At 69.4% G+C, this 20804-nt stretch carries 21 protein-coding genes; 6 read left to right on the plus strand and 15 right to left on the minus strand.

The genetic code is table 11. The features are described 5' to 3' along the window. Positions 1–239 precede the first annotated feature (239 nt). From QUG98_RS05470 to QUG98_RS05505, 8 genes are all read right to left on the minus strand, one after another. The gene (locus QUG98_RS05470; protein WP_289469619.1) at positions 240–1679 is read right to left on the minus strand and encodes a hypothetical protein; all 1440 of its coding nucleotides are present in this window, start codon (positions 1677–1679) and stop codon (positions 240–242) included. Beyond that, positions 1679–1999 (minus strand): hypothetical protein, encoded by a 321-nt coding sequence (locus QUG98_RS05475; RefSeq protein WP_289469620.1) that lies wholly within the window; start codon positions 1997–1999, stop codon positions 1679–1681. Before QUG98_RS05475 ends, QUG98_RS05470 begins: the two co-directional genes overlap by 1 nt. A 130-nt stretch (positions 2000–2129) precedes the next feature. After that, positions 2130–2423, minus strand: a complete 294-nt coding sequence (locus tag QUG98_RS05480; RefSeq protein WP_058748771.1) for a WXG100 family type VII secretion target — start codon at positions 2421–2423, stop codon at positions 2130–2132. Between the two features lie 250 nt (positions 2424–2673). After that, on the minus strand, positions 2674–3126 hold the full coding sequence (gene rplI / locus QUG98_RS05485; protein ID WP_058728351.1) for a 50S ribosomal protein L9: 453 nt from the start codon (positions 3124–3126) through the stop codon (positions 2674–2676). 14 nt (positions 3127–3140) lie between these two features. Next, positions 3141–3398 carry a 30S ribosomal protein S18 gene (gene rpsR / locus QUG98_RS05490; RefSeq protein WP_017887834.1) on the minus strand — a complete coding sequence of 86 codons (258 nt, stop codon included), beginning with the start codon at positions 3396–3398 and terminating at the stop codon, positions 3141–3143. 50 nt (positions 3399–3448) lie between these two features. Then, on the minus strand, positions 3449–4018 hold the full coding sequence (locus QUG98_RS05495) for a single-stranded DNA-binding protein (RefSeq protein ID WP_137768573.1): 570 nt from the start codon (positions 4016–4018) through the stop codon (positions 3449–3451). 3 nt (positions 4019–4021) lie between these two features. Beyond that, positions 4022–4393 carry a 30S ribosomal protein S6 gene (gene rpsF, locus QUG98_RS05500; RefSeq protein WP_058728349.1) on the minus strand — a complete coding sequence of 124 codons (372 nt, stop codon included), beginning with the start codon at positions 4391–4393 and terminating at the stop codon, positions 4022–4024. Between the two features lie 255 nt (positions 4394–4648). Then, on the minus strand, positions 4649–6085 hold the full coding sequence (locus tag QUG98_RS05505; RefSeq protein WP_289469621.1) for a CCA tRNA nucleotidyltransferase: 1437 nt from the start codon (positions 6083–6085) through the stop codon (positions 4649–4651). Between the two features lie 123 nt (positions 6086–6208). Here QUG98_RS05505 and QUG98_RS05510 point away from each other — a divergent pair, with 123 nt between their 5' ends. The 6 genes from QUG98_RS05510 to QUG98_RS05535 all read left to right on the plus strand — a co-directional run bounded on the left by QUG98_RS05510 (position 6209) and on the right by QUG98_RS05535 (position 15159). Next, the gene (locus QUG98_RS05510) at positions 6209–10441 is read left to right on the plus strand and encodes a DUF6049 family protein (RefSeq protein WP_289469623.1); all 4233 of its coding nucleotides are present in this window, start codon (positions 6209–6211) and stop codon (positions 10439–10441) included. Between the two features lie 151 nt (positions 10442–10592). After that, positions 10593–11591 carry a thioredoxin-disulfide reductase gene (trxB, locus tag QUG98_RS05515; protein WP_289469624.1) on the plus strand — a complete coding sequence of 333 codons (999 nt, stop codon included), beginning with the start codon at positions 10593–10595 and terminating at the stop codon, positions 11589–11591. A 63-nt stretch (positions 11592–11654) separates the two neighbouring features. After that, on the plus strand, positions 11655–11981 hold the full coding sequence (trxA, locus tag QUG98_RS05520) for a thioredoxin (protein WP_022832611.1): 327 nt from the start codon (positions 11655–11657) through the stop codon (positions 11979–11981). Positions 11982–12159: 178 nt separating this feature from the next. Beyond that, the gene (locus QUG98_RS05525; RefSeq protein WP_289469625.1) at positions 12160–13464 is read left to right on the plus strand and encodes an aminotransferase-like domain-containing protein; all 1305 of its coding nucleotides are present in this window, start codon (positions 12160–12162) and stop codon (positions 13462–13464) included. A 40-nt stretch (positions 13465–13504) separates the two neighbouring features. Continuing rightward, positions 13505–14467 (plus strand): D-alanine--D-alanine ligase family protein, encoded by a 963-nt coding sequence (locus QUG98_RS05530; protein ID WP_289469626.1) that lies wholly within the window; start codon positions 13505–13507, stop codon positions 14465–14467. Positions 14468–14469: 2 nt separating this feature from the next. Beyond that, positions 14470–15159 (plus strand): YdcF family protein, encoded by a 690-nt coding sequence (locus tag QUG98_RS05535; RefSeq protein WP_289469628.1) that lies wholly within the window; start codon positions 14470–14472, stop codon positions 15157–15159. A gap of 747 nt (positions 15160–15906) precedes the next feature. Here QUG98_RS05535 and QUG98_RS05540 read toward each other — a convergent pair. From QUG98_RS05540 to rnpA, 7 genes are all read right to left on the minus strand, one after another. Beyond that, entirely contained in the window at positions 15907–16887 is a 981-nt protein-coding gene (locus tag QUG98_RS05540) for a ParB/RepB/Spo0J family partition protein (protein WP_289469629.1), read from the minus strand. Continuing rightward, positions 16887–17780: a ParA family protein gene (locus QUG98_RS05545; protein WP_289469630.1), complete on the minus strand. Its 894-nt coding sequence runs from the start codon at positions 17778–17780 to the stop codon at positions 16887–16889. The genes QUG98_RS05540 and QUG98_RS05545 overlap by 1 nt, the downstream gene beginning before the upstream one ends. A gap of 81 nt (positions 17781–17861) precedes the next feature. Further along, positions 17862–18506 (minus strand): 16S rRNA (guanine(527)-N(7))-methyltransferase RsmG, encoded by a 645-nt coding sequence (rsmG, locus tag QUG98_RS05550; protein ID WP_289469631.1) that lies wholly within the window; start codon positions 18504–18506, stop codon positions 17862–17864. After that, complete coding sequence (locus QUG98_RS05555) at positions 18503–19000, minus strand: Jag family protein (protein ID WP_137768583.1); 498 nt, start codon at positions 18998–19000, stop codon at positions 18503–18505. The genes rsmG and QUG98_RS05555 overlap by 4 nt, the downstream gene beginning before the upstream one ends. Further along, positions 19001–19963 (minus strand): membrane protein insertase YidC, encoded by a 963-nt coding sequence (gene yidC / locus QUG98_RS05560; protein WP_137768584.1) that lies wholly within the window; start codon positions 19961–19963, stop codon positions 19001–19003. 8 nt (positions 19964–19971) lie between these two features. Continuing rightward, complete coding sequence (yidD, locus tag QUG98_RS05565) at positions 19972–20367, minus strand: membrane protein insertion efficiency factor YidD (RefSeq protein ID WP_137768585.1); 396 nt, start codon at positions 20365–20367, stop codon at positions 19972–19974. Next, positions 20364–20759: a ribonuclease P protein component gene (gene rnpA / locus QUG98_RS05570; RefSeq protein ID WP_289469633.1), complete on the minus strand. Its 396-nt coding sequence runs from the start codon at positions 20757–20759 to the stop codon at positions 20364–20366. Before rnpA ends, yidD begins: the two co-directional genes overlap by 4 nt. Positions 20760–20804: the final 45 nt, after the last annotated feature.

Genomic DNA, 20804 nt, shown 5'->3' on the forward strand with positions numbered 1-20804 from the left:
GTCGAGGGACACCGGGAACGTTATTCCAGGGCGGAACGATCTCGGGGGGTACATTTCTCGACGCGGTCCACCCGGAGGCCTGCACAGTGATGTGCACATTCCAGTACATCGGCGCCCCGTCGGGCTCGGTACCGAGCGGTATTCACATGCCAGCGGGTGCGAGGTCGTGCCGGGTACCGGCGTGTCGCGGTGCGCCGATCGGACCGGTGTCCCCCGGAGTGCGGACCGATCGGCGCGGCTCACGGCGTGGTGAGGGCGCCCGAGACCTCCTTGTAGCCGGGCACGCGTTCCTGGTCGGCGCCCCAGCCCGTCGGCTTGATCCCCTGGCCGTACACGAACGTGTTGACCCAGCTCGTGACCACACGCCCGCCGGCCGCCCAGGTGTGCCACGTCGGCGACGCCGCGATCTGCACGCCGTACTTCGACCACATCTCCTTCTGCATCTTCGTCATCTCGAACTGCCGGTCGACGCTGAACAGGCGCTCCCACTGCCAGCCCTTGCCGTCCTTGCCGAAGACGTCGAGGACCTTCGCCTTGTCCTCGTTCCAGAGCGCCCGGTTCGGCCGCCACCAGTTCGGCTTCTCCTTGAAGCCGTCGAGGACGTTCTTGGTCCTCGCGGCCGCGAAGGTCTCCTTCACCGTCGCGATCTGCTTGCTGAGGTCCTGCACCTCGGTCCGCGCCGCGGAGTACTCGCTCGCGCTCCGGGCGCCGAGTGCCTTCGTGATCTGCGCGGAACGCAGGTCCTGCAGGTTCCTGATCTTGTCCAGCGACGTCTTCTGGAACCCGGCGAACCCCTTCGCCAGCCCCGCCGTCTTGAGCGTCGAGACCGCCTTCGTCAGCGCCCCGCCGACACCGACGAGCACCAGGCCGACCGCCGACGTGATCACGTCGAGCCACGAGCCCTCGCCCATGCTCGCGAGCGTGATGTTCGCGACGAGGGTCACCGACGCCGCCACGGCAGCCATGAAGGTCAGGATGCCCACACCGGGGATCAGGATCGCGAGCGCGGCCAGGGCGATGCCGATGTAGGTGAAGATCTTCACCAGGATCTTGAGCAGCTTCGAGAAGAACGCCTTGATCTTGTCGCCGAGGGTGTCGTGCAGGCCGTCGTCCCAGGCGGCGCGGATCGTCGACGCAGCCTGACGGCCGGCACCGTTCAGGGTGTCGACGGCCCGTCGGAGCTTCGCGGTCGCCGCGTCCGCTCCCGCCCGCGCGTCCTCTGTCGCCCGGTGCTTCGCGTCGACGGCCCCCTGCTCGTCCGCGGTCAGGGGCGGGGCGTCCTGCGCCCGACCCTGCGACGGGTCCACCATGCTCGCGGCCCGCGACCCCGCTGCCGACGCGTCCTCGGCCTCACGCAACGCTGCGGCGGACTCGTCGAGTGCGGTCTCGAGCGACGGCAGGTACCCGGTCAGCGCGTCCCGGATCGCGTCGTAGCGGCCGGACATCTTCTGCAGCGAGGCGGCGACCTCGCCGCTCTTCTTCCGCACGGCATCGGCGGACTCGCCCTTGAACTGCGACTCGTCGCCCTCGCCGATGCGCTTCAGCACGTCCGCCTCGGTGCGGATCTCGTCGGCGATCGACCGGTAGTAGTCGACCAGCTCGTGGACCACCTGCGTGTCGGCGACGATCGGGTCCGAGGCCTCGCCGACGAGCGACCAGTTCCCTCCGCGGGCGGGCATCAGGCGGCCGTCCCGTCGGTGTGACCCGTGTCCGTGCGCTCGGTCGTGAGCTTCTCCGCCAGGTCGTGCTCGAGCGCCGACCAGTTCTCGACGGACTTCTGCATCTTGTCGTGCAGGTCCTTCACGGCACCCTTCATCTTGTTGCGGTGGATCTTCCAGTCGCCGGAGAAGTCGTGCATCGCCCGCTGCACGTCGTGCTGGCCGTAGACCTCGGTCAGGGCACGGTCGTCGGACTTCTGGTGCTCCAGCTCGTCCGAGATGTGCTGGAGCTTCGTGGCCGAGTCCTCGAGGACGGCCTTGGTGATGATGAGGTCTGCCATGGGTGCTCCCGATCGCTGCCCGTGCCGATGCGCCGATGCGCTGGTGTGCCGGTGGAAGGTGGGACGGGCGGCCCGCAGTGGGCCGCCCGTCGTCCGGAGCGGTCGTGGACCGGCCGTCCGGTGTCGCGCGCTACTTGATGGCGTTCGCGAGTTCCTGGTCGGTTTGCTGCAGCGCCTCGGCCGCCTTGTTCAGGTACATCGACATGCCCTCGAGACCCTCGATGGTCTTCGTGGCACCGTCGTTGAACTCCTGGTACGAGCTCCCGAACGCGACCGAGGACTGGTCCGTCACGTAGCCGCCGCTGATCAGCGAGTCCACGAGCGCCTTCAGCTCCCGCAGCTTCGAGGTGATGTCCTGCTCACCGTTCACGAGTCGGGTCGCGGCGTCCTGCATCTCGCCGTAGGTGACGTTCAAGTTGGGCATGTCGTGCTCCTGGTGTCGAGGTGGTACGCCTCCGGTACCGGAAGCCGGGACGACCGTACCGACCCGTTGCCCCCCGGACGGGGGTGTTCGGGCGTTGTTCACCGGGAGTTCGCGCCGTCGCGACGGACGTGAACGTCCGTCGCACACCCGCACCGACGTGTGTCGCGGCCCCCTGCGGGACGCGATCGGCGCGCACGACGAAGGGCGGGCCTCCCGGAGGAGACCCGCCCTTCGACGGTGGTGACGCTGCTTACTTGGCGGCGACGACCTGGAGCGAGATCACCGCGGTGATGTCCTCGCGCAGACGCACGGTGGCCTCGTGGTCACCGACGGTCTTGATGGTCGCGGGGACCTCGACCTTGCGCTTGTCCAGCGAACCGACGCCCTGCGCCTGGACCGCGTCGGCGACGTCCGCCGGGCGGACCGAGCCGAACAGGCGGCCGTCCTTGCCGGCCTTGACGGTCAGCTTGATGGTCGCGTTCTCGAGCTTCATCTTGAGGTCCTGGGCCTCTTCGATGGTGGCGAGCTCGCGAGCGGCACGGGCCGCACGGATCGACTCGACCTGCTTCTCGCCGCCCTTGGACCACGCGACGGCGAAGCCCTGGGGGATGAGGTAGTTGCGGGCGTAGCCGTTCTTGACGTCGACGACGTCACCGGCGGAACCGAGGCCGGAGACCTCGTGGGTGAGGATGAGCTTCGACATGGGAAGTCCTCCGATCAGCGGCCGGAGCCGGCGTAGGGGAGGAGCGCCATCTCACGGGCGTTCTTCACGGCACGGGCGATGAGGCGCTGCTCCTGGACGGAGACGCCGGTGATGCGACGGGCGCGGATCTTGCCACGCTCCGAGATGAACTTGCGAAGGGTCGCGACGTCCTTGTAGTCGATGACGCCGACCTTGATCGACTTCGCGGGAGCGGCGTTCTTGCCGCCCTTACCGCGAGGCTTCCGGCGGTCGCCGGTGCTCTTTCCAGCCATTGTGATTCCTTAGAGAAGAAGAAGTTGTGTGTCCGTCAGACCGCTGAGGATCAGAACGGGGTCTCGTCGTCGTACGAACCGCCGGGCTGGCTCCACACGTCGTTCGACTGTGCGTTGCCGCCCTGCTGGCCGCCCTGGGGCGACCACGGTGCGTCCGACTGACCGCCGTTGTTGTTCCAGCCGCCGCCGTTGCCGCCCTGGCCACCACCGGAAGCGTTGCCGCCCCCGACCTGGCCACGACCGCCGCCGGAGCCACCCGCAGCACGGGTGACCTGCGCGGTCGCGTAGCGGAGCGACGGGCCGATCTCGTCGACCTCGAGCTCGATGCTCGTGCGCTGCTGGCCCTCACGGTCCTGGTAGGAGCGCTGACGCAGACGACCCTGCGCGATGACGCGCGAGCCCTTCGTCAGCGAGCCCGCCACGTGCTCGGCGAACTCGCGCCACACGCTCGCGCGGAGGAACAGCGCGTCGCCGTCCTTCCACTCGTTCGCCTGACGGTCGAACGTGCGAGGGGTGGATGCGATGGTGAAGTTCGCCACCGCGAGCCCGTTCTGCGTGTAGCGCAGCTCGGGGTCCGCGGTGAGGTTGCCCACCACCGTGATGACGGTTTCGCCGGCCATGACCTACTCGGCGCTCGCGGTCGCGTTGGCGGCCTTGCGGGCCGCACGGGCCTCGTCGCGCTGCTTCTGCGCGGCGACCTGGGCGATCGCCTCTTCGGCGCGGAGGACCTTCGTGCGGAGCACGGCCTCGGAGAGACCGAGCTGACGGTCGAGCTCCTTGGCGGCCTCGGGGGTCGAGGTGAAGTCGACGACGGCGTAGATGCCCTCGGACTTCTTCGCGATCTCGTAGGCCAGGCGACGACGGCCCCAGACGTCCACGTTGTCGACGGTGCCACCGTCGTTGCGGATGACCGCGAGGAACTTGTCCAGGCTGGGAGCGACGGTGCGCTCGTCGATCTCGGGGTCGAGGATCGCCATCAGTTCGTACTGGTGCATGCGGAACCCACCTCCTTTGGTCTCGGCGGCTCCGGGCGGTTCCCGGAGCAGGAGGGTTGATGCATGTGTCCGGCCGCGCAGATGCGCGAGGACAACCCGAACAGCTTAGCCCACGGCCTGGAGGCGCGCCACCGGCTGTGGAGAGCGGCTCCGGCACGGCAGGCGGTCGCGTCGGCCCCAGTCCGCGGAACCAGGTTCCGGACAGAGCATCGTGGTTCCTCCCGGTTCCGTGTCCGGAACCAGGTTCCGGCACGCTCAGGCGGTCTCGTCGCGCTCGGCCCACCAGGAGCGCAGGCGCTGCTCGGCCTCGTCGGCACCGAGGGGACCCTCGTCCATGCGGACCTCGAGCAGGTGCCGGTAGGCCTCGCCCACGGCACGCCCCGGCGGGATGTCGAGGATGCGCATGATGTCGTCGCCCGTCAGGTCCGGACGGATCGCCTCCAGCTCCTCCTGCTCAGCGAGGGCCGTGATGCGGTCCTCGAGGTCGTCGTAGGCGAAGCCGAGGCGGTCGGCCTTGCGACGGTTCCGCGTCGTGACGTCCGAGCGGGTGAGCTCGTGCAGGCGCTCGAGCAGCGGTCCGGCGTCGCGGACGTAGCGGCGGACGGCCGAGTCGGTCCAGGCGCCCTCGGTGTAGCCGAAGAACCGCAGGTGCAGCTCGATGAGGCGGGCGACCGCGGCGATGGTGTCGTTGTCGAACCGGAGCGCCCGCAGCCGCTTCTTCGCCAGCTTCGCGCCGACCAGGTCGTGGTGGTGGAAGCTCACGGCACCGCCGGGCTCGAGCTTCCGGGTCGCCGGCTTGCCGATGTCGTGCAGGAGCGCCGCGAGCCGGAGCACCGTGTCCGGGACCTCGCCCGGGTGCCGCTCGGCCTCGTACCCGATCGCCTGGGACAGCACCGTCAGCGAGTGCTCGTACACGTCCTTGTGGTGGTGGTGCTCGTCGATCTCCAGGCGCATCGCGGGGAGCTCGGGCAGGAAGCGCTCGGCGAGCCCGGTGTCGACGAGCAGGCGGACACCGGGGACCGGCTCGGAGGTGTCCAGGAGCTTGACGAGCTCGTCGCGCACCCGCTCGGCGGACACGATGTCGATCGAGTCCGCGAGCTCCGTCATCGCGGCCCGGACCTCGTCGGACACCGTGAAGCCGAGCTGGGCGGTGAAGCGTGCGGCACGCATCATGCGGAGTGGGTCGTCGCGGAACGACACGGGTGCCGCCTGCGGGGTGTGCAGTCGGCCGGCGAGCAGGTCCTCGACGCCGCCGTGCACGTCGACGAGCTCGCGCTGGGGGAGCCGGAGCGCCATGGCGTTCACGGTGAAGTCCCGGCGGAGCAGGTCGTCCTCGATCGTGTCGCCGAACGCCACCTCGGGCTTGCGGGTCTCGCCGTCGTACACGTCGCTGCGGTAGGTCGTGATCTCGACCTGCTCCCCGGCGACCCGGGCGGCGATGGTGCCGAACTGCCGACCGACGTCCCACGTCGCGCTCGCGATCGGCTCGACGATGCGCAGGACGTCGTCCGGGCGGGCGTCGGTCGTGAAGTCGAGGTCGGTGACGGGTCGGCCGAGGAACGCGTCACGGACGGGGCCGCCGACCAGGGCCAGCTCGTGTCCGGCATCGGCGAACGCCCGAGCGAGGACGGCGACGGGCTCGGTGGCTGCGAGTGCGTCGAGTCGTTCGACGGCCTGGGCAACGGACTGCATGACGGACCTCATCCTCCCAGATCGGGGCACCGAGTTCTCCACACGTCCCGCGCGCACGGGATCGTCCCCGTCCGCCCCTCGTACACTCGTGCTCGGCCGGAACCGACCCTCGGGCCCTCCTGTATGCACATCCTCCGCTCCACGCTCGCCGCCGCTGCCACGGCCCTCGTCGCCATCGGCCTCGTCGTCACGCCCGCAGGTCCGGACCCGGCGCACGCCGCGACGATCGACCGCACCACGACCCGCACCGCTGCTCCGGCCGCTGCCGACCAGGGGAGGACCACGGTCTCGATCGCGCCGGCCGGCCGCGGGATCGTCCGGCGCGACGAGGACCTGCAGGTCACGGTCACGGTGACGAACGACACGGACACCGAGGTCCCCGCCGGCTCGGTCGAGCTCGACATCTTCCGCTCCGAGAGTACGCGGGACGTCCTCTCCGACTGGCTGGCCGACACCAGCACGACCGGTTACCTCGGTGCCCCGATGGACACAGCGGACGTCCCGGCGGTCCCGGCGCACCGTTCGGTCACGCAGACGGTGACCATCGTCCCGGGCAACGTCGGTCTCGGCGGGTACTCGTCGTTCGGTGCCCGACGCATCGCCGCCGAGTACACCGCCGGCGACACCTCCGCCGTCGCCCGGTCCGCGATCACCTGGTACCCGGACTTCCAGCAGACCCCGGTCGGTGTCTCGGTCGCGATGCCGATCACCCTCCCCGCCACCGCCGACGGCGTCATCGGCGCCTCCGACCTCGCGGCGGCCACCTCGGTGGACGGCACCCTCACACAGCAGCTCGACGCCGCTGTGGACCACAACGTCGCCGTCGGGGTGGACCCACGGATCATCGCCTCGATCCGGCTGCTCGGCGAGAACGCCCCCTCGAGCGCGCGCACCTGGCTCGACCGGCTCGAGGGGCTCCGCAACGAGACCTTCGCGCTGTCGTACGCCGACGCCGACGTGACCGGGCTCCGTCAGGCGGGTGCGGACGGCATCCCCGGCGTGATCTCGCTCGACCAGGCGGTCGAGGAGCAGAACTTCCCCGGTGCCGGCACCCCGACCGCGACCCCGACGGCCACCGGCACCGCCACCGCGACGCCGACGGCCTCCGCCGGCGCCACCCCCGACGAGACACCGGGTACGACCCCGACCCCCACGGACGACACGACCGTCGGCGCACCGGACGACGGAGCACAGGACGGCACCGGCCAGGACGGCACGGGCCAGGACCAGGCGACGGGCACGACCCCGACACTGCCGACGACGGCCAGCCTGCTCGACTTCCCCTACGCGCTCGACGGGGTCGCCTGGCCCGTCGAGGACACCCTGACCACGGACGACCTGCCCGCCCTCGCGAAGGCCGGCGTCGACACGACCATCGTCGCGAGCGGCAACACCTCGGCCGGCGCGGACACCACCGTCGCGGCCTCGGAGCGCATCGGCGACCAGAAGGTGCTCGTCGCCGACCAGGGCACGTCGGCGCTGCTCCGCGAGGCGGCGACCGCCACCGACCAGCGCGACCACGACACGGCGATGGCCGAGCTGACCGCGACCCTCGCGGCCGCAGCCCGCTCCGGCAGTGCGCAGAGCCCCGTGCTCCTGACCCTCGGTCGTGAGTGGCCCACCGACTCGACGATGCTGAGCAGCGCCCTCGACGCGCTCGAGGACACCCCGTGGGTCGCTCCTTCGGACCTGTCGACCGCGGCGAAGGCCACCGCCGGGTCCCTCACGCTGGCCTCCGCGGACGACGGGTCGGAGCGCCTCGACCGGCTGCGCCGACTGGTCGAGAGCGAGCGGGGACTCACCGCCTTCGCATCCGCCGTCGACGACCCCGCAACCGTCACCGCGCCGGCACGACTGCGCCTGCTCGCCCTGGCATCGAACGCCTGGCGCGACGACCCCGAGGCGCTGACCACCGCCGTCGACAAGCAGGTCCGGACCTGGACGCAGACCACCGACCAGGTCAGCATCCCCGACTCGAGCTCGCTCACGCTCCTCGGGGACCGTACGTCGTTGCCCGTCTCGGTGCGCAACCGCACGGACTACCCGATCACCGTCCTGCTCAACGTCCGGCCGTCGAGCTCGGCGCTGCAGGTCGTGCGGAACGACGTCGAGGTGAAGCTCCAGCCACAGTCCTCGGCCCGCACGACGATCCCGGTCCGGTCGGTCGCGAACGGCAAGGTCAGCCTGACGATGTCCCTGACCACGCCGACCGGGGTCACCGTGTCGCAGCCCACCACCGTCGAGCTCAACGTGCAGGCGCAGTGGGAGACGGTGATCACCGCGGTGGCCGCGATCGGACTCGTCGCGCTCTTCGGCTTCGGCATCGTCCGCAGCATCCGGAAGCGCAACCGACGCCGCAACGGCGACCTCGACGACGACGAGGACGACGACCCGAACCGTCCGCTCGCGGTCCAGCCCGCTGCGCCCGGTGCTCCCGCCGCCTGGCCTGGAGGCTCGTCCGGCGTCGCGCAGGCGGCCCCCGCCGCCGCGATGGTCGGCGCAGCGGCGGCCGACACCGCCGCCGTGTCCGGTCCCGCGCACGTCGCACCGGACGAGTCCGGGGCACCACAGCAGGACGGCGCGCGCCCTGCGGGCGCGACCGTCCGTGACGGGGGCGAGCTGCGCCTCCCGGCCGGCCGTCCAGACCAGGACGAGACCGTGCCCGATGCAGAGGAGCCGACCATCAGCACGCAGCAGCAGCCCGCCGTCGACGCGGAGCCCGCGGCCGAGCGGAACCTCGGACGAGCGAGCGCGATGCTCGCGGCGGGCACGATGCTCTCGCGGGTCCTCGGCTTCGGCAAGACCTTCGTGCTGGCGTACGCGATCGGCCAGGCGCACTCGCCGGGCGCCGACGCCTTCGCCCTGGCGAACCAGCTGCCGAACAACATCTACGCGCTCATCGCAGGTGGCCTGCTCTCCGCGGTGCTCATCCCGCAGATCGTGCGGTCGATGCAGCAGAGCCGCGACGGCGGGACGGCGTACGTCAACAAGATCGTGACGCTCGGCGCCACCGTGTTCGTCGTCATCACGATCGTCGCCACGGTCCTGGCACCGTTCCTCGTCTGGCTGTACAGCCAGCAGGCCACGGGCGACGGCAAGGGCTTCTCGCCGGCGCAGACCGACCTCGCGGTCGCGTTCGCGTTCTGGTGCCTCCCCCAGATCCTCTTCTACGCGCTGTACTCGCTGCTCGGCGAGGTCTTGAACGCCAAGCAGGTCTTCGGTCCGTTCACCTGGGCACCGCTCATCAACAACGTCATCGCGATCGCCGGCCTCGTCGTGTTCATCGCGATGTTCGGCGACCAGGCGGTCAACTCCTCGGTCGACTCCTGGACCCCCCTGAAGATCGCCGTCCTCGCCGGCAGTGCCTCCCTCGGTGTGCTGGCCCAGGCCGCGTTCCTGCCGTTCTTCTGGCAGCGTGCGGGACTGACGTTCCGTCCGGACTTCCGGTGGCGCGGCGTGGGGCTGAAGGCGACCGGCACGGCCGCCGGCTGGCTCTTCGCGATGATCCTCGTGACGCAGCTCGCGGGCATCGTGCAGTCGCGCGTCGCATCGCTCGGCACGGGCGCCGCGGGCAACGCGGTCCTGCAGAACGCGTGGCTGCTCTTCATGCTGCCGCACTCGATCTTCGCGGTGTCGATCGCGACGGCGTACTTCACGCGGATGAGCCACGACGCCGAGCGGGGCGACCTGGACGCCGTCCGGCGCAACCTGTCGCTGTCCCTGCGGATCGTCGGACTGTTCACGGTGTTCGCGTCGGTGGCGCTGATCGTGGTGTCCGTGCCGTTCGGGCGCATGTTCGCCGGCACCTTCGAGCAGGCGCTCTCCATCGGCGCGGTGCTGCTCGCCTACATGCCCGGTCTGGTGCTGTTCAGCATGCTCTTCATCATCCAGCGGGTGTTCTGGGCGATGCACGACCACCGGACCCCGTTCCTCATGCAGTGCGTGCAGTCGGTGCTGTTCGTCATCGGGGCCCTCGCCGTCGCGACGTTCCCGCAGAGCATCGTCGGTGTCTCGATCGCAGCGTGCACGACGCTGGCGGGGACCGCGCAGACGATCGTGGCGCTCGTCCTCGTCCGTCGTCGCCTGAACGGCATCGAGGGAGCCAACGTCACTCGCTCCCACGTGCAGTTCGTCATCGCCGCGCTCATCGCCGGGGTCGCCGGGGCGGTGGTGGTGTCCGCGCTCGGCGCCTTCGGCCAGGACGGCTTCGCCATGTCCGACCGGACGGGCGCGTTCATCACCATCGTGCTGAGCGGTGCGGTGATGGCGCTCGTGTACTTCGGCGCCCTGGTCGTCGCGAAGAACGGCGAGATCGCGAACGCCGTGAAGCTCCTGCGCGCGCGACTGGGACGCTGACCACCGACGGTCCGCTCACGGCTCGGCCGCTCGCGGTCGGTCCGCTCACGGAGCGTCAGCGCACCGGCTGTCCGCTCCCCGGTGGCGCGGAATGTCCCGCCGGTACCATGTGTTGACCCGGTCAGCACTCAACGGAAGGGCAGCGAGGCACATGCGCCAGCTCATCATCATCGGTTCCGGTCCCGCCGGGTTCACCGCCGGCATCTACGCCGCGCGCGCGGAGCTCAAGCCCCTGATCGTCGCGTCGAGCGTCGAGACCGGCGGCGAGCTCACCAAGACCACCGAGGTCGAGAACTTCCCGGGCTTCCCCGAGGGGATCCAGGGTCCGGACCTCATGATCAAGATGCAGGAGCAGGCCGAGAAGTTCGGTGCCGAGGTCCTGTACGACGACGCCGTCTCGGTCGACCTGACCGGCGAGGTCAAGAAGGTCACCGTCGGCTCCGGTGAGACGTACGAGGCCCTCGCGGTCATCTACGCGACCGGGTCGGCGTACCGGCACCTCGGCCTCGCCGACGAGGAGCGCCTCTCCGGCCACGGTGTCAGCTGGTGCGCGACCTGCGACGGCTTCTTCTTCCGCCAGAAGAACATCGCCGTCGTCGGCGGTGGCGACTCCGCGATGGAGGAGGCCACGTTCCTCACCCGCTTCGCCGACAAGGTGACGGTCATCCACCGCAAGGACACCCTGCGGGCGTCGAAGATCATGCAGGACCGTGCGATGAACGACCCGAAGATCGAGTTCGCATGGAACAAGGAGGTCACCGGGATCACGGGGGACTCCGCGGTCGAGGGCGTCACCCTGCGCGACACCATCACCGGTGAGGAATCCTCGCTCCAGCTCGACGGGCTCTTCATCGCGATCGGCAACGACCCGCGCACGCACCTGATCCACGGTCAGATCGACCTCTCGCCCGAGGGCACCATCGCGGTCCAGGGTCGCTCGTCGCGCACCAACCTGCCGGGTGTCTTCGCCGCGGGTGACGTCATCGACCCGACCTACCGCCAGGCGATCACGGCGGCCGGTTCCGGCACCGTCGCCGCCCTGGACGCGGAGAAGTACCTCGCCGACCTCGACGACGCGCTCGTCGACCAGGCCGAGGGCGTCACGCCCGAGGGTCCGGCGATCATCGACGTCGAGGCCGCACGGGCCTGACCCGGACCGGAATACCGCAGCGGCCCAGCCGTTGCACCAACTGAACTTCTCGAAGGAGTACACATGTCCAACGCAAAGGCCGTCACCGACGCCACCTTCTCGGACGAGGTCCTCAAGTCCGACAAGACCATCCTCGTCGACTTCTGGGCCGAGTGGTGCGGCCCGTGCCGTGCCGTCTCCCCGATCCTCGACCAGATCGCCGCGGAGCACGCCGACAAGATCGAGATCGTCAAGCTCAACGTCGACGACAACCCGCAGTCGGCCATGAACTACCAGATCACGTCGATCCCGGCGATGAAGGTGTTCAAGGGCGGCGAGGTCGTCAAGACCGTCATCGGCGCGAAGCCGAAGCCGGCCCTGGAGGCCGACCTCGCCGAGTTCCTGGCGTAGGCATCCCGTACGACCCAGGCGGCCCCGCTCTCCCCGGAGAGCGGGGCCGTCGTCGTGCAGGGGGAGTGCCAGCTGGACGCCGGCGGGCCACAGCTTCAGGATCGGCCCCGTCTCCCACCGGAGATCCGGCAGGCGATGTCGTAGTGTGGCGGGAATGTCCCACTGAACGGAGCACACGATGACGAACGGCAACAGCCTCGACCCCTGGTACGACTCCTACGCCCAGCGCACCGCCGGGCTGAGCGCCTCCGAGGTCCGAGCCCTGTTCGCCGTGGCCTCGCGGCCCGAGGTGGTCTCGCTCGCCGGTGGCATGCCCTACGTCTCGGCGCTGCCGCGCGAGCTCGTCACCGGGTCGATCGACCGGGTGATGACCGAGGACGCCGCCATGGCGCTGCAGTACGGTGGCGGCCAGGGTCTCCGGTCCCTGCGCGAGCACATCGTCGACGTGATGAGCCTCGAGGGCATCCGTGCCAGTGCCGAGGACGTCGTCGTCACCACCGGGTCGCAGCACGCGCTGGACCTCGTCACGCGACTGTTCATCGACCCGGGCGACGTCGTGCTCGCCGAGTCGCCCTCGTACGTCGGCGCCATCGGCGTCTTCCGCTCGTACCAGGCGGAGACCGTCCACGTGACCACCGACGAGCACGGCCTGGTCCCCGAGGCACTCCGCGAGGCGATCGCGAACCTGCGGACACAGGGCAAGCGGATCAAGTTCCTCTACACGATCCCGAACTTCCACAACCCGGCCGGCGTCACGATGAGCCGTGAGCGCCGCATCGAGGTCCTCGACATCTGCCGGTCGAACGGCATCCTCGTGCTCGAGGACAACCCCTACGGTCTGCTCTGGTTCGACGAACCGGCTCCGCAGGCGATCCGTTCGATCGACGACGAGGGCGTCGTCTACCTCGGGTCCTTCTCGAAGACCCTCGCCCCGGGTTTCCGGGTCGGATGGGCGCTCGCTCCGCACGCCATCCGCGAGAAGCTCGTCCTGGCGAACGAGTCGGCCGTCCTCGCGCCCAACTCGTTCGGCCAGTACGTCGTGAACGCCTACCTGGACGCCGCAGACTGGAAGGGCCAGGTCGACACCTTCCGAGGCCTCTACGCGGAGCGCAGGGACGCCATGATGGCCGCGTTGGGGGAGTTCCTGCCCGACCTGACGTGGACGAAGCCGAACGGCGGCTTCTTCGTCTGGCTCACGCTGCCGGACTCGCTCGACTCGAAGGGCATGCTGCCGCGTGCCGTGAAGGAGCTGGTCGCCTACACGCCGGGAACCGCGTTCTACGCGGACGGCCGAGGCGGGGGCAACATCCGCCTGTCGTTCTGCTACCCGACACCGGACCAGATCCGGGTCGGGGTCAAGCGCCTCGCGACGGTCATCAACGACGAACTCGAGCTGCTCGAGACCTTCGGGCACTCGACGCGGCCGAGCGCGGTGACCGAGCCGCGGTCCACCGTGGTGGCACCGCCGCCGAACATCTCCTGACCAGCACTTTCACCGCCCGTTCCACCCGGAGGACCCTCGCATGGCCGAGCTCACCCGTCGTCATGTCGTCGTCGTCGCGGGAGGGATCTCCCACGAGCGCGACGTCTCGCTCCGATCGGGTCGACGTGTCGCCGACTCCCTGACGGGCTACGGCTGGCAGGTCGACCTCCGGGACGCCGACGCCTCCCTCCTGCCCGCACTCCGCGAATCCCGGCCCGACGTCGTCTGGCCGGCACTGCACGGTGCGTCGGGTGAGGACGGCGCACTCCGGGGCGTTCTGGAGGCTCTCGACATCCCGTTCGTCGGCTCACGTTCCACGTCGGCTCGGCTCGCCTGGGACAAGCCCACCTCGTCCGCGCTGGTCGCGCGCGCCGGTGTGCGGACCCCGCGATCGGTCACGCTGTCGCACGACGTCTTCCGCGAGCTCGGTGCTGTCGGGGTACTCGACGCGATCGCCACTGAGCACCCGGTCCCGCTCGCCGTGAAGCCTGCGCGAGGCGGGAGCGCCCAGGGCGTGACGCTCGTCGAGGACCCACACGAGCTGCCCCGCGCGATGGTGTCGGCGTACACCTACTGCGATGACGTCATCGTCGAGCAGCTCATCCGCGGGACCGAGGTGGCCGTCGGCATCATCGACACCGGTGACGGCCCCGTCGCACTCGCCGCGGTCGAGATCGTCCCGAAGAGCGGGACGTACGGCTTCGAGGCGCGCTACAACGCGGGGGAGACGACCTTCTTCACCCCCGCTCGGCTCTCCGACGAGTTCGGTCGTGCAGCAGCGAACGCCGCAGTCGCAGCCCACACCGCACTCGGTCTCCGCCATCTCTCGCGCGTCGACCTGATCGTGGACGGCGCTGGCACGCCCTGGTTCCTCGAGGCGAACGTCCTGCCCGGGCTGACCGAGACCTCACTCGTGCCGCAGGCCCTCAGCGCATCCGGATTCGACCTCGGATGGACCTACGCCGAGCTGGCGGAGCAGGCGATCCGCGACCACCGCGCCTGATCATGACCGCGAAGGGCAGTGTTCCACGTGGAACACTGCCCTTCGTTGTTGCTCTGGTGGGTTTGGCCGCGCTCGCCACACTCACCTTCGGTGAGGCGGTGCATGCACGGGCATCAGCGCAGGCACGAGCAGAGCTCGGTGGGAAACCGCAGCACTGGGGGGACGCAGATGCTCCGCATCGGAGCCCGACCGCAAGCGTCATCGTCCTCGGCTTCGCCAATCGGGGGGATCGCCCCAACGCCGTGAACCGCTGGAGGGCTCGGATCGGGGCCCGGACAGCGCTGCGCCTGGCGTCGACCGGAACGACTGTCACCGTCGTCTGCTGCGGAGGGGCTGTCCGGGGCGTGCGTCCCGAATCCGACTTGCTCGCTGCAGCACTGCGTGCGAACGGGTGGCTCGGTGAGATCCGCTACGACCGCGAGAGCGTCTCGACGTGGGAGAACATCGTGAATGCACGGAAGCTCCTCGGTGACCAGGCAATGATCGCCCTCTGCTCCAACGGTCTCCACGCCGCGAAGGCCCGTGCCTACCTCCGGCGCCAGGATCCGCAACTCGCGCGCCGGCTCGTGCCCGCCGACGACTACCGGCTCGGAGAGATGATCTTGCTCAAGCCCGTGTTCGCCTCGGTCGGGCTTTGGAAGCTCGCCGCCGCACGACGCGTTTCACGTGGAACACGTCCCTCCGGCGCCTGATGCTTCCATGCGCGAGCGTGATGCGCCCGGGATCGCCCGTGTTCGGGCCCCGAGCAGTCGCGATGGCCGGACCATCGCGTTGCGCCCGCTCGGCCCGTAGCCTCGGGCGGGAGCCCAGCGACAGCACCGCTCGGATGGTGGACCGGAAGAATACAACGACCGTTGTCGCCCGATCAGCGCGCAATACACCCCAGCCGAGGACTCGCGACTGGCCGGGCGCAGCGACCGCCTCGCCCAGACACCCGTCACGGTTAGTTCTGCGATCGGTGTCACTCGTCGCCGAGCCTCGTCACGAAGCGGGAGTCGTACCCGGTCGATTGCATGCGCGCTCGTCCGGGAAAGCCGTCCGCTCGCAGCTCCGAGCTCCCCGCTCAGCACGCTGGCGCCGCAGACGACGGGAGCGCCGACCATCAGGGCCTGATGAGCCGTGGCGACAAGGCCGAGCGCGCCGCTGAGGCCGGTCAGGGGCCGCCGTCATCGTGGCGACCAGACCAGAGAGTCGGATGTTCCACGTGGAACGACGCCGCGAGTGCCACACACCCAGTTCCCAAGTGGCCCTCTGAGACCACAACGGGCATCAGAGCCCACCAGAGCCCTCGTGTCGCCTCAGGAGACACCCTGCCGGAGATCGGGCTCAGCAGACGCGGACAGGCCGTCAGAACGCCACACAGGGCTCGGAGCGCCTCTCTGCGGTTCTACCCGAGCCGTCGGGTCAGCTCAGCGCTTGCGCTGGTGGCAGCGCGAGGCTCAGTCGGTGACGTCGCTGATGCCGAGCTCGCCGAGGATCCGGTTCAGGTCGTCGCCGTTCGCGAAGTCGATCGTCACAGAACTCTTGCGGGTACCGACGGCGATCTTCACGCGCGTGTTGAGTCGGTCACCGATGCGCTCGGCGAGGTCGTTGAAGTGCGCCTGTCGCTTCGACGGCTCCGCCTTCGGCTTCACCGGAGTCTTCGCCGCGAGCTGCTGCGCGATGGCCTCGGCAGCGCGCACCGATAGGTCCTCGTTGACGATCTTCTCGGCCAGGTACTCCATCGCCTCAGCATCGGGCGCCGCGAGGATCGCCCGCGCATGTCCAGCCGACAGCACACCGGCGGCAACACGGCGCTGCACGGGGGAGGGCAGGCGGAGCAGCCGGATCGTGTTCGTGATCTGCGGGCGCGAGCGACCAATGCGCTGCGCGAGCTGCTCCTGCGTGATCCCGAAGTCGGCGAGGAGCTGCTGGTACGCCGATGCCTCTTCCAGCGGGTTCAACTGGGCGCGGTGCAGGTTCTCGAGCAGTGCGTCCCGCAGCATCGCGTCATCGGGGGTGTCCTTGACGATCGCCGGGATCGTCGCGAGACCGAGTTCCTTCGTGGCACGGAGTCGTCGCTCACCCATGATGAGCTCGTACTGCGGTGCAGAACCGGAGGCACCCACGATCGGGCGCACGACGATCGGCTGCAGGACGCCGATCTCGCGGATCGAGTGGACGAGTTCCTGCAGCTCCTCCTCGCGGAACTCTTTCCGCGGCTGCTGCGCGTTCGGCACCACGTCGAGCGGGTTGAGGTTCGCGAGTCGAGCACCCGGCACCGCGACCAGCTCCTCGGCGGTCGCCCCGCCAGCCGACGGTGCCGATGCCGGGGATCCACCGGTCGGAAAGAACACATCGACCGGGCGGTCCTGCTGGTCCGATGCGGTGGGAATCAGGGCGCCGATGCCTCGCCCGAGGCCGGTTCGCTTGGGTGCCATCAGTCCTGCGCTCCTCGTGCTGCGATCTCGGCGGCCGCCTCCAGGTAGGAGAGCGACCCTGACGAGTTGACGTCGTACGACACGACGCTCTGGCCGTAACTCGGTGCTTCACTGACGCGCACCGATCGGGGGATCACGGCCTTCAGTACCTGGTCCCCGAAGTGCTCGCGGACATCCGCTGCGACCTGGTTCGACAGGTTGGTTCGTCCGTCGAACATCGTGAGCAGGATCGTTGACACGCGGAGGTTCGGGTTCAGGTGCCGCTCGATCAACTCGATGTTCCGGAGGAGCTGGCTGAGGCCCTCGAGTGCGTAGTACTCGGTCTGGATCGGGATCAAGACCTCTTGCGCAGCGACGAACGCGTTGATCGTCAGGAGGCCGAGCGATGGCGGGCAGTCGATGAAGACGTAGTGGTACGGCTCGTCGAGTGACGACAGGTACTGGTCGAGCGCCGTCCGCAGCCGCTGCTCGCGGGCGACCAGGGAGACGAGCTCGATCTCCGCGCCGGCGAGGTGGATGGTTGCTGGTACGCACCAGAGCGTCTCCGACTCGGGGGAGCGCTGCACGGCATCGGCGATCGGCGCCTCGTCGACGATCACGTCGTAGACGCTCGTCACCTCGGCCTGATGCTCGACCCCGAGTGCCGTCGAGGCATTGCCCTGCGGGTCGAGGTCGATGACCAGCACCCGGGCACCGCCGTGCGCGAGCGCGGCCGCGAGGTTCACCGTGGTGGTCGTCTTGCCGACCCCACCCTTCTGGTTGGACACCGTGAAGACGCGAGTCGTCTCCGGAAGCGGGAACTGCTGCGTGGCGATCGCGCGACGTCGTCGGTTGAGATCCGCGATCTCGCGGGCCAGGGGCGTCGACGCGTCGTAGTCGGTCGATGAACTCAACGAAGACCTCTTCCCCGGGTCAGTGTTCCACGTGGAACTTCGGGCGTTCAGCGTCCGGCGGAGCCGGACCCAGCCGCGGCGTCAGTCAACTGTAGCCCGGAAGACTCGCGTGGTCTCCTCGACCACACCGACTCCGAGCTCGAGCACCTCGACGTCCGTCAGGCGCTTCCGCAGGATCACCTTCCGAGCCTTCTCGATCTCCTCGTCAACCCGCGCACCCTTCATCAGGATGAGCTGGCCGCCCGATCGCACCAGTGGAACGGTGAGCGGGATGAGCTTCGAGAGCGCGCTCACGGCACGTGCGGTGACCTGGTCGACCACGACTGCATCAGCGACGTCCTCCGCTCGTCCACGCAGGACCGTGACGTTCTCGAGTCCGAGTCGCTCGGACTCGGCATTCAGCCAGTCACAGCGCCGCTCCATGGGCTCGATGAGCGTGAAGGCGACGTCCGGACGGGCGATCGCGAGCACGAGACCGGGCAGCCCGGCACCGGACCCGACGTCGGCAACGCGACCCTCAGCCTCCAGGAGGGGAGCCAGCAGTGCAGAGTTGAGGATGTGTCGTGTCCAAAGCCGCGGTAGCTCGAGCGGGCCGATCAGGCCGAGTTCCTCGCCCCGGCGGGCGAGCTCCCCGGTGAAGGACCGCGCGAGCTCGATCCGGTCCCCGAAGAGGTCCGCGGCGGCCGCCGGCTCCTGTTCCAGGACCGGCGCGACGTCGTCCGTCATCGCGTGACGACCGTGTGGCGGTCTCGTCCCTCGCCCTCGGACTCCGAGTGGAAGCCCTTCTCAGCGACCAGGTCGTGCACGAGCTTGCGCTCGTACGACGACATCGGGGGCAGCGCAGCAGAGGACGATCCGGCCTCGATGCGCTCGACAGCGGTGTCGACGAGACGCTGGAGCTCGGTGGCCCTGGCGTCGCGCGAACCGCCGATGTCCAGGATGAGCCGGCTGAACTCGCCCGTCTCCGCCTGGACGGCGATCCGGGTGAGCTCCTGCAGGGCCGACACCGTCTCCGGCTTCGACAGCACCCGCAGCGCACCGCCCTCGTCGCTCACGGACAGGTACACCCGCCCGGCACGTTCCTCGATCTCGATGTCCCCGTCGAGGTCGCAGATGTCGAGGAGCTCCTCGATGTAGTCCGCAGCGATGTCCGCTTCGTCGCGGGCGTCGTCCGTCTCCACGGGGGCATCGACGGTGGGGGCGGTGTCCTGCTCGGTCACTTACTTCTTCCCGTTCTTCTTGGAGCGGTTCTTGCCGACGGGCTGCTGGCGCTGCGTGGTCACGCGGACGGGCTCGACCTCGACCGCGGCCGAGCCGGCACCGGCCTCGGCGAGCACCGGGGTGCCGCGGCGCTGGGCCTTCTTGGCGAGGCGTGCCTCACGGGCGAGCGCAGCCTCGGAACCCGGGGTCGGCATGCTGCGGATCACGAAGTACTGCTGCGCCATCGTCCAGATGTTCGAGGCGAGCCAGTAGAACATGACGCCGAGGGGGAAGCTGAGGCCCGAGATCACGAAGACGAGCGGGAGGATGTACAGCATCATCTTCTGCTGGCGGTACATCGGCGACGCCTTGGTCTCCGGCGACATGTTCTTCGCCACGAGCTGCAGCTGGGTGACGAACTGCGACGCGGTCATCACGACGATCATGAAGCCGGCGATGACGCGGACCTCCCACCCGGAGGCGTTCGTGAAGGTCTCGTGCAGGGGGGCGCCGAACAGGGCGGCGTTGCCGAAGTCCTGCGCGAGGGTGTTCGTGAGCAGGCCGATGCCCGTCTTGTTGATCTGTGCCTCGTGCAGCACCGAGTACAGCGAGAAGAAGATCGGCATCTGGATGAGCAGCGGCAGGCAGGAGCTCAGCGGGTTCGTCCCGGTTTCCTTGTAGAGCGCCATGGTCTCGCGGCTCATGGCCTCACGCGAGAACTGGTCCTTCTTGCCCTTGTACTTGTCCTGGATCTTCTTCAGCTGCGGCGCGACCTCGAGCATCCGGCGCTGCGACTTGATCTGCCGGACGAAGATCGGGATGAGCGCGGCCCGGACCACGAAGGTCAGGAAGATGATCGACAGCACCCACGTGATGCCGGCCGACGGGTCCATACCGAGGGACTCGAAGATCCAGTGGAAGGCCACGAGGATCGCCGAGACCACCCACTTCAGTGGCCAGAGGATCGTTCCGATGAAGTCCATGAGGACGGTCACGCCTTTCGAGTGCGCTGGGGGAGCAGGACCGGACGACGGACATCGCCGGACGACTGGGGGTGCAGCTGGGACGGAGGGAGCACGAACCCGAACCGGGTCAGGCGGTAGGGACGATCACGCTCGCGCACGTCGTCGATCCCGCCTGCGGCCCACGGGTTGCACCGCGCGATCCGCCAGGCCCCCATCGCCGACCCGCGCACGACGCCGTACTGCTGGATGGCCTCGAGCGCGTACCGTGAGCACGACGGGTGGTAGCGGCAGACGTTCCCGTACAGGGGAGAGATGACCGCGCGGTAGGCGCGCAGCACGACGACGCACACGTTGCGTGGGAGCAACGCGACGACCCAGGCCAGTCGGTTCAACGCCAGCCGGGTCCACTGGATGCGGTTCATGCTGCCTTCTCCACCCCGCGCGCGAAGGAGCGCGAGACGTCTCCGAGCAGGGTAGGCCATCCGGCCTGCGCCGCGGCTGGCAAGGCCCTGATGACCACGTCGTGGCCGGTCGGCACCTCGGTCAGCAGCTCGTGGGCGATGGCCTTGAGACGACGACGGATCGTGTTGCGAACGACGGCGTTCCCGACCGTCTTCGCGACGATGAACCCGAAGCGGGTCGGATCGTCCGGACCGGGCGCGACGACGTCCGGGCCGCCCGTGCCCCGGGGCGTGCCGCCAGCGGGGCGTCGGACCACGGATACGACGACGTGCGCCGTGGCGCTCCTGCGACCACGACGCACGACGGACCGGTAGTCGTCACCGCGGACGATGCGGTTGGCGCGGGCCAACACGATCGCTACCGGGTTCCGATTCGGGACCGGATCAGACGCTGCCCC

The sequence above is a fragment of the Curtobacterium subtropicum genome, from assembly GCF_030362975.1.
GTDB lineage: Bacteria > Actinomycetota > Actinomycetes > Actinomycetales > Microbacteriaceae > Curtobacterium > Curtobacterium subtropicum.

Coding starts and splice junctions, on each gene's coding strand:
- rpsF (WP_058728349.1), bottom strand. CDS start 4,393: ATGCACCAGTACGAACTGATGGCGATCCTCGACCCCGAGATCGACGAG.
- QUG98_RS05535 (WP_289469628.1), top strand. CDS start 14,470: ATGACCGCGAAGGGCAGTGTTCCACGTGGAACACTGCCCTTCGTTGTT.
- QUG98_RS05475 (WP_289469620.1), bottom strand. CDS start 1,999: ATGGCAGACCTCATCATCACCAAGGCCGTCCTCGAGGACTCGGCCACG.
- QUG98_RS05505 (WP_289469621.1), bottom strand. CDS start 6,085: ATGCAGTCCGTTGCCCAGGCCGTCGAACGACTCGACGCACTCGCAGCC.
- QUG98_RS05495 (WP_137768573.1), bottom strand. CDS start 4,018: ATGGCCGGCGAAACCGTCATCACGGTGGTGGGCAACCTCACCGCGGAC.
- trxA (WP_022832611.1), top strand. CDS start 11,655: ATGTCCAACGCAAAGGCCGTCACCGACGCCACCTTCTCGGACGAGGTC.
- trxB (WP_289469624.1), top strand. CDS start 10,593: ATGCGCCAGCTCATCATCATCGGTTCCGGTCCCGCCGGGTTCACCGCC.
- QUG98_RS05530 (WP_289469626.1), top strand. CDS start 13,505: ATGGCCGAGCTCACCCGTCGTCATGTCGTCGTCGTCGCGGGAGGGATC.
- yidD (WP_137768585.1), bottom strand. CDS start 20,367: ATGAACCGCATCCAGTGGACCCGGCTGGCGTTGAACCGACTGGCCTGG.
- yidC (WP_137768584.1), bottom strand. CDS start 19,963: ATGGACTTCATCGGAACGATCCTCTGGCCACTGAAGTGGGTGGTCTCG.
- QUG98_RS05525 (WP_289469625.1), top strand. CDS start 12,160: ATGACGAACGGCAACAGCCTCGACCCCTGGTACGACTCCTACGCCCAG.
- QUG98_RS05510 (WP_289469623.1), top strand. CDS start 6,209: ATGCACATCCTCCGCTCCACGCTCGCCGCCGCTGCCACGGCCCTCGTC.
- QUG98_RS05540 (WP_289469629.1), bottom strand. CDS start 16,887: ATGGCACCCAAGCGAACCGGCCTCGGGCGAGGCATCGGCGCCCTGATT.
- rplI (WP_058728351.1), bottom strand. CDS start 3,126: ATGTCGAAGCTCATCCTCACCCACGAGGTCTCCGGCCTCGGTTCCGCC.
- QUG98_RS05480 (WP_058748771.1), bottom strand. CDS start 2,423: ATGCCCAACTTGAACGTCACCTACGGCGAGATGCAGGACGCCGCGACC.
- rsmG (WP_289469631.1), bottom strand. CDS start 18,506: ATGACGGACGACGTCGCGCCGGTCCTGGAACAGGAGCCGGCGGCCGCC.
- rpsR (WP_017887834.1), bottom strand. CDS start 3,398: ATGGCTGGAAAGAGCACCGGCGACCGCCGGAAGCCTCGCGGTAAGGGC.
- QUG98_RS05470 (WP_289469619.1), bottom strand. CDS start 1,679: ATGCCCGCCCGCGGAGGGAACTGGTCGCTCGTCGGCGAGGCCTCGGAC.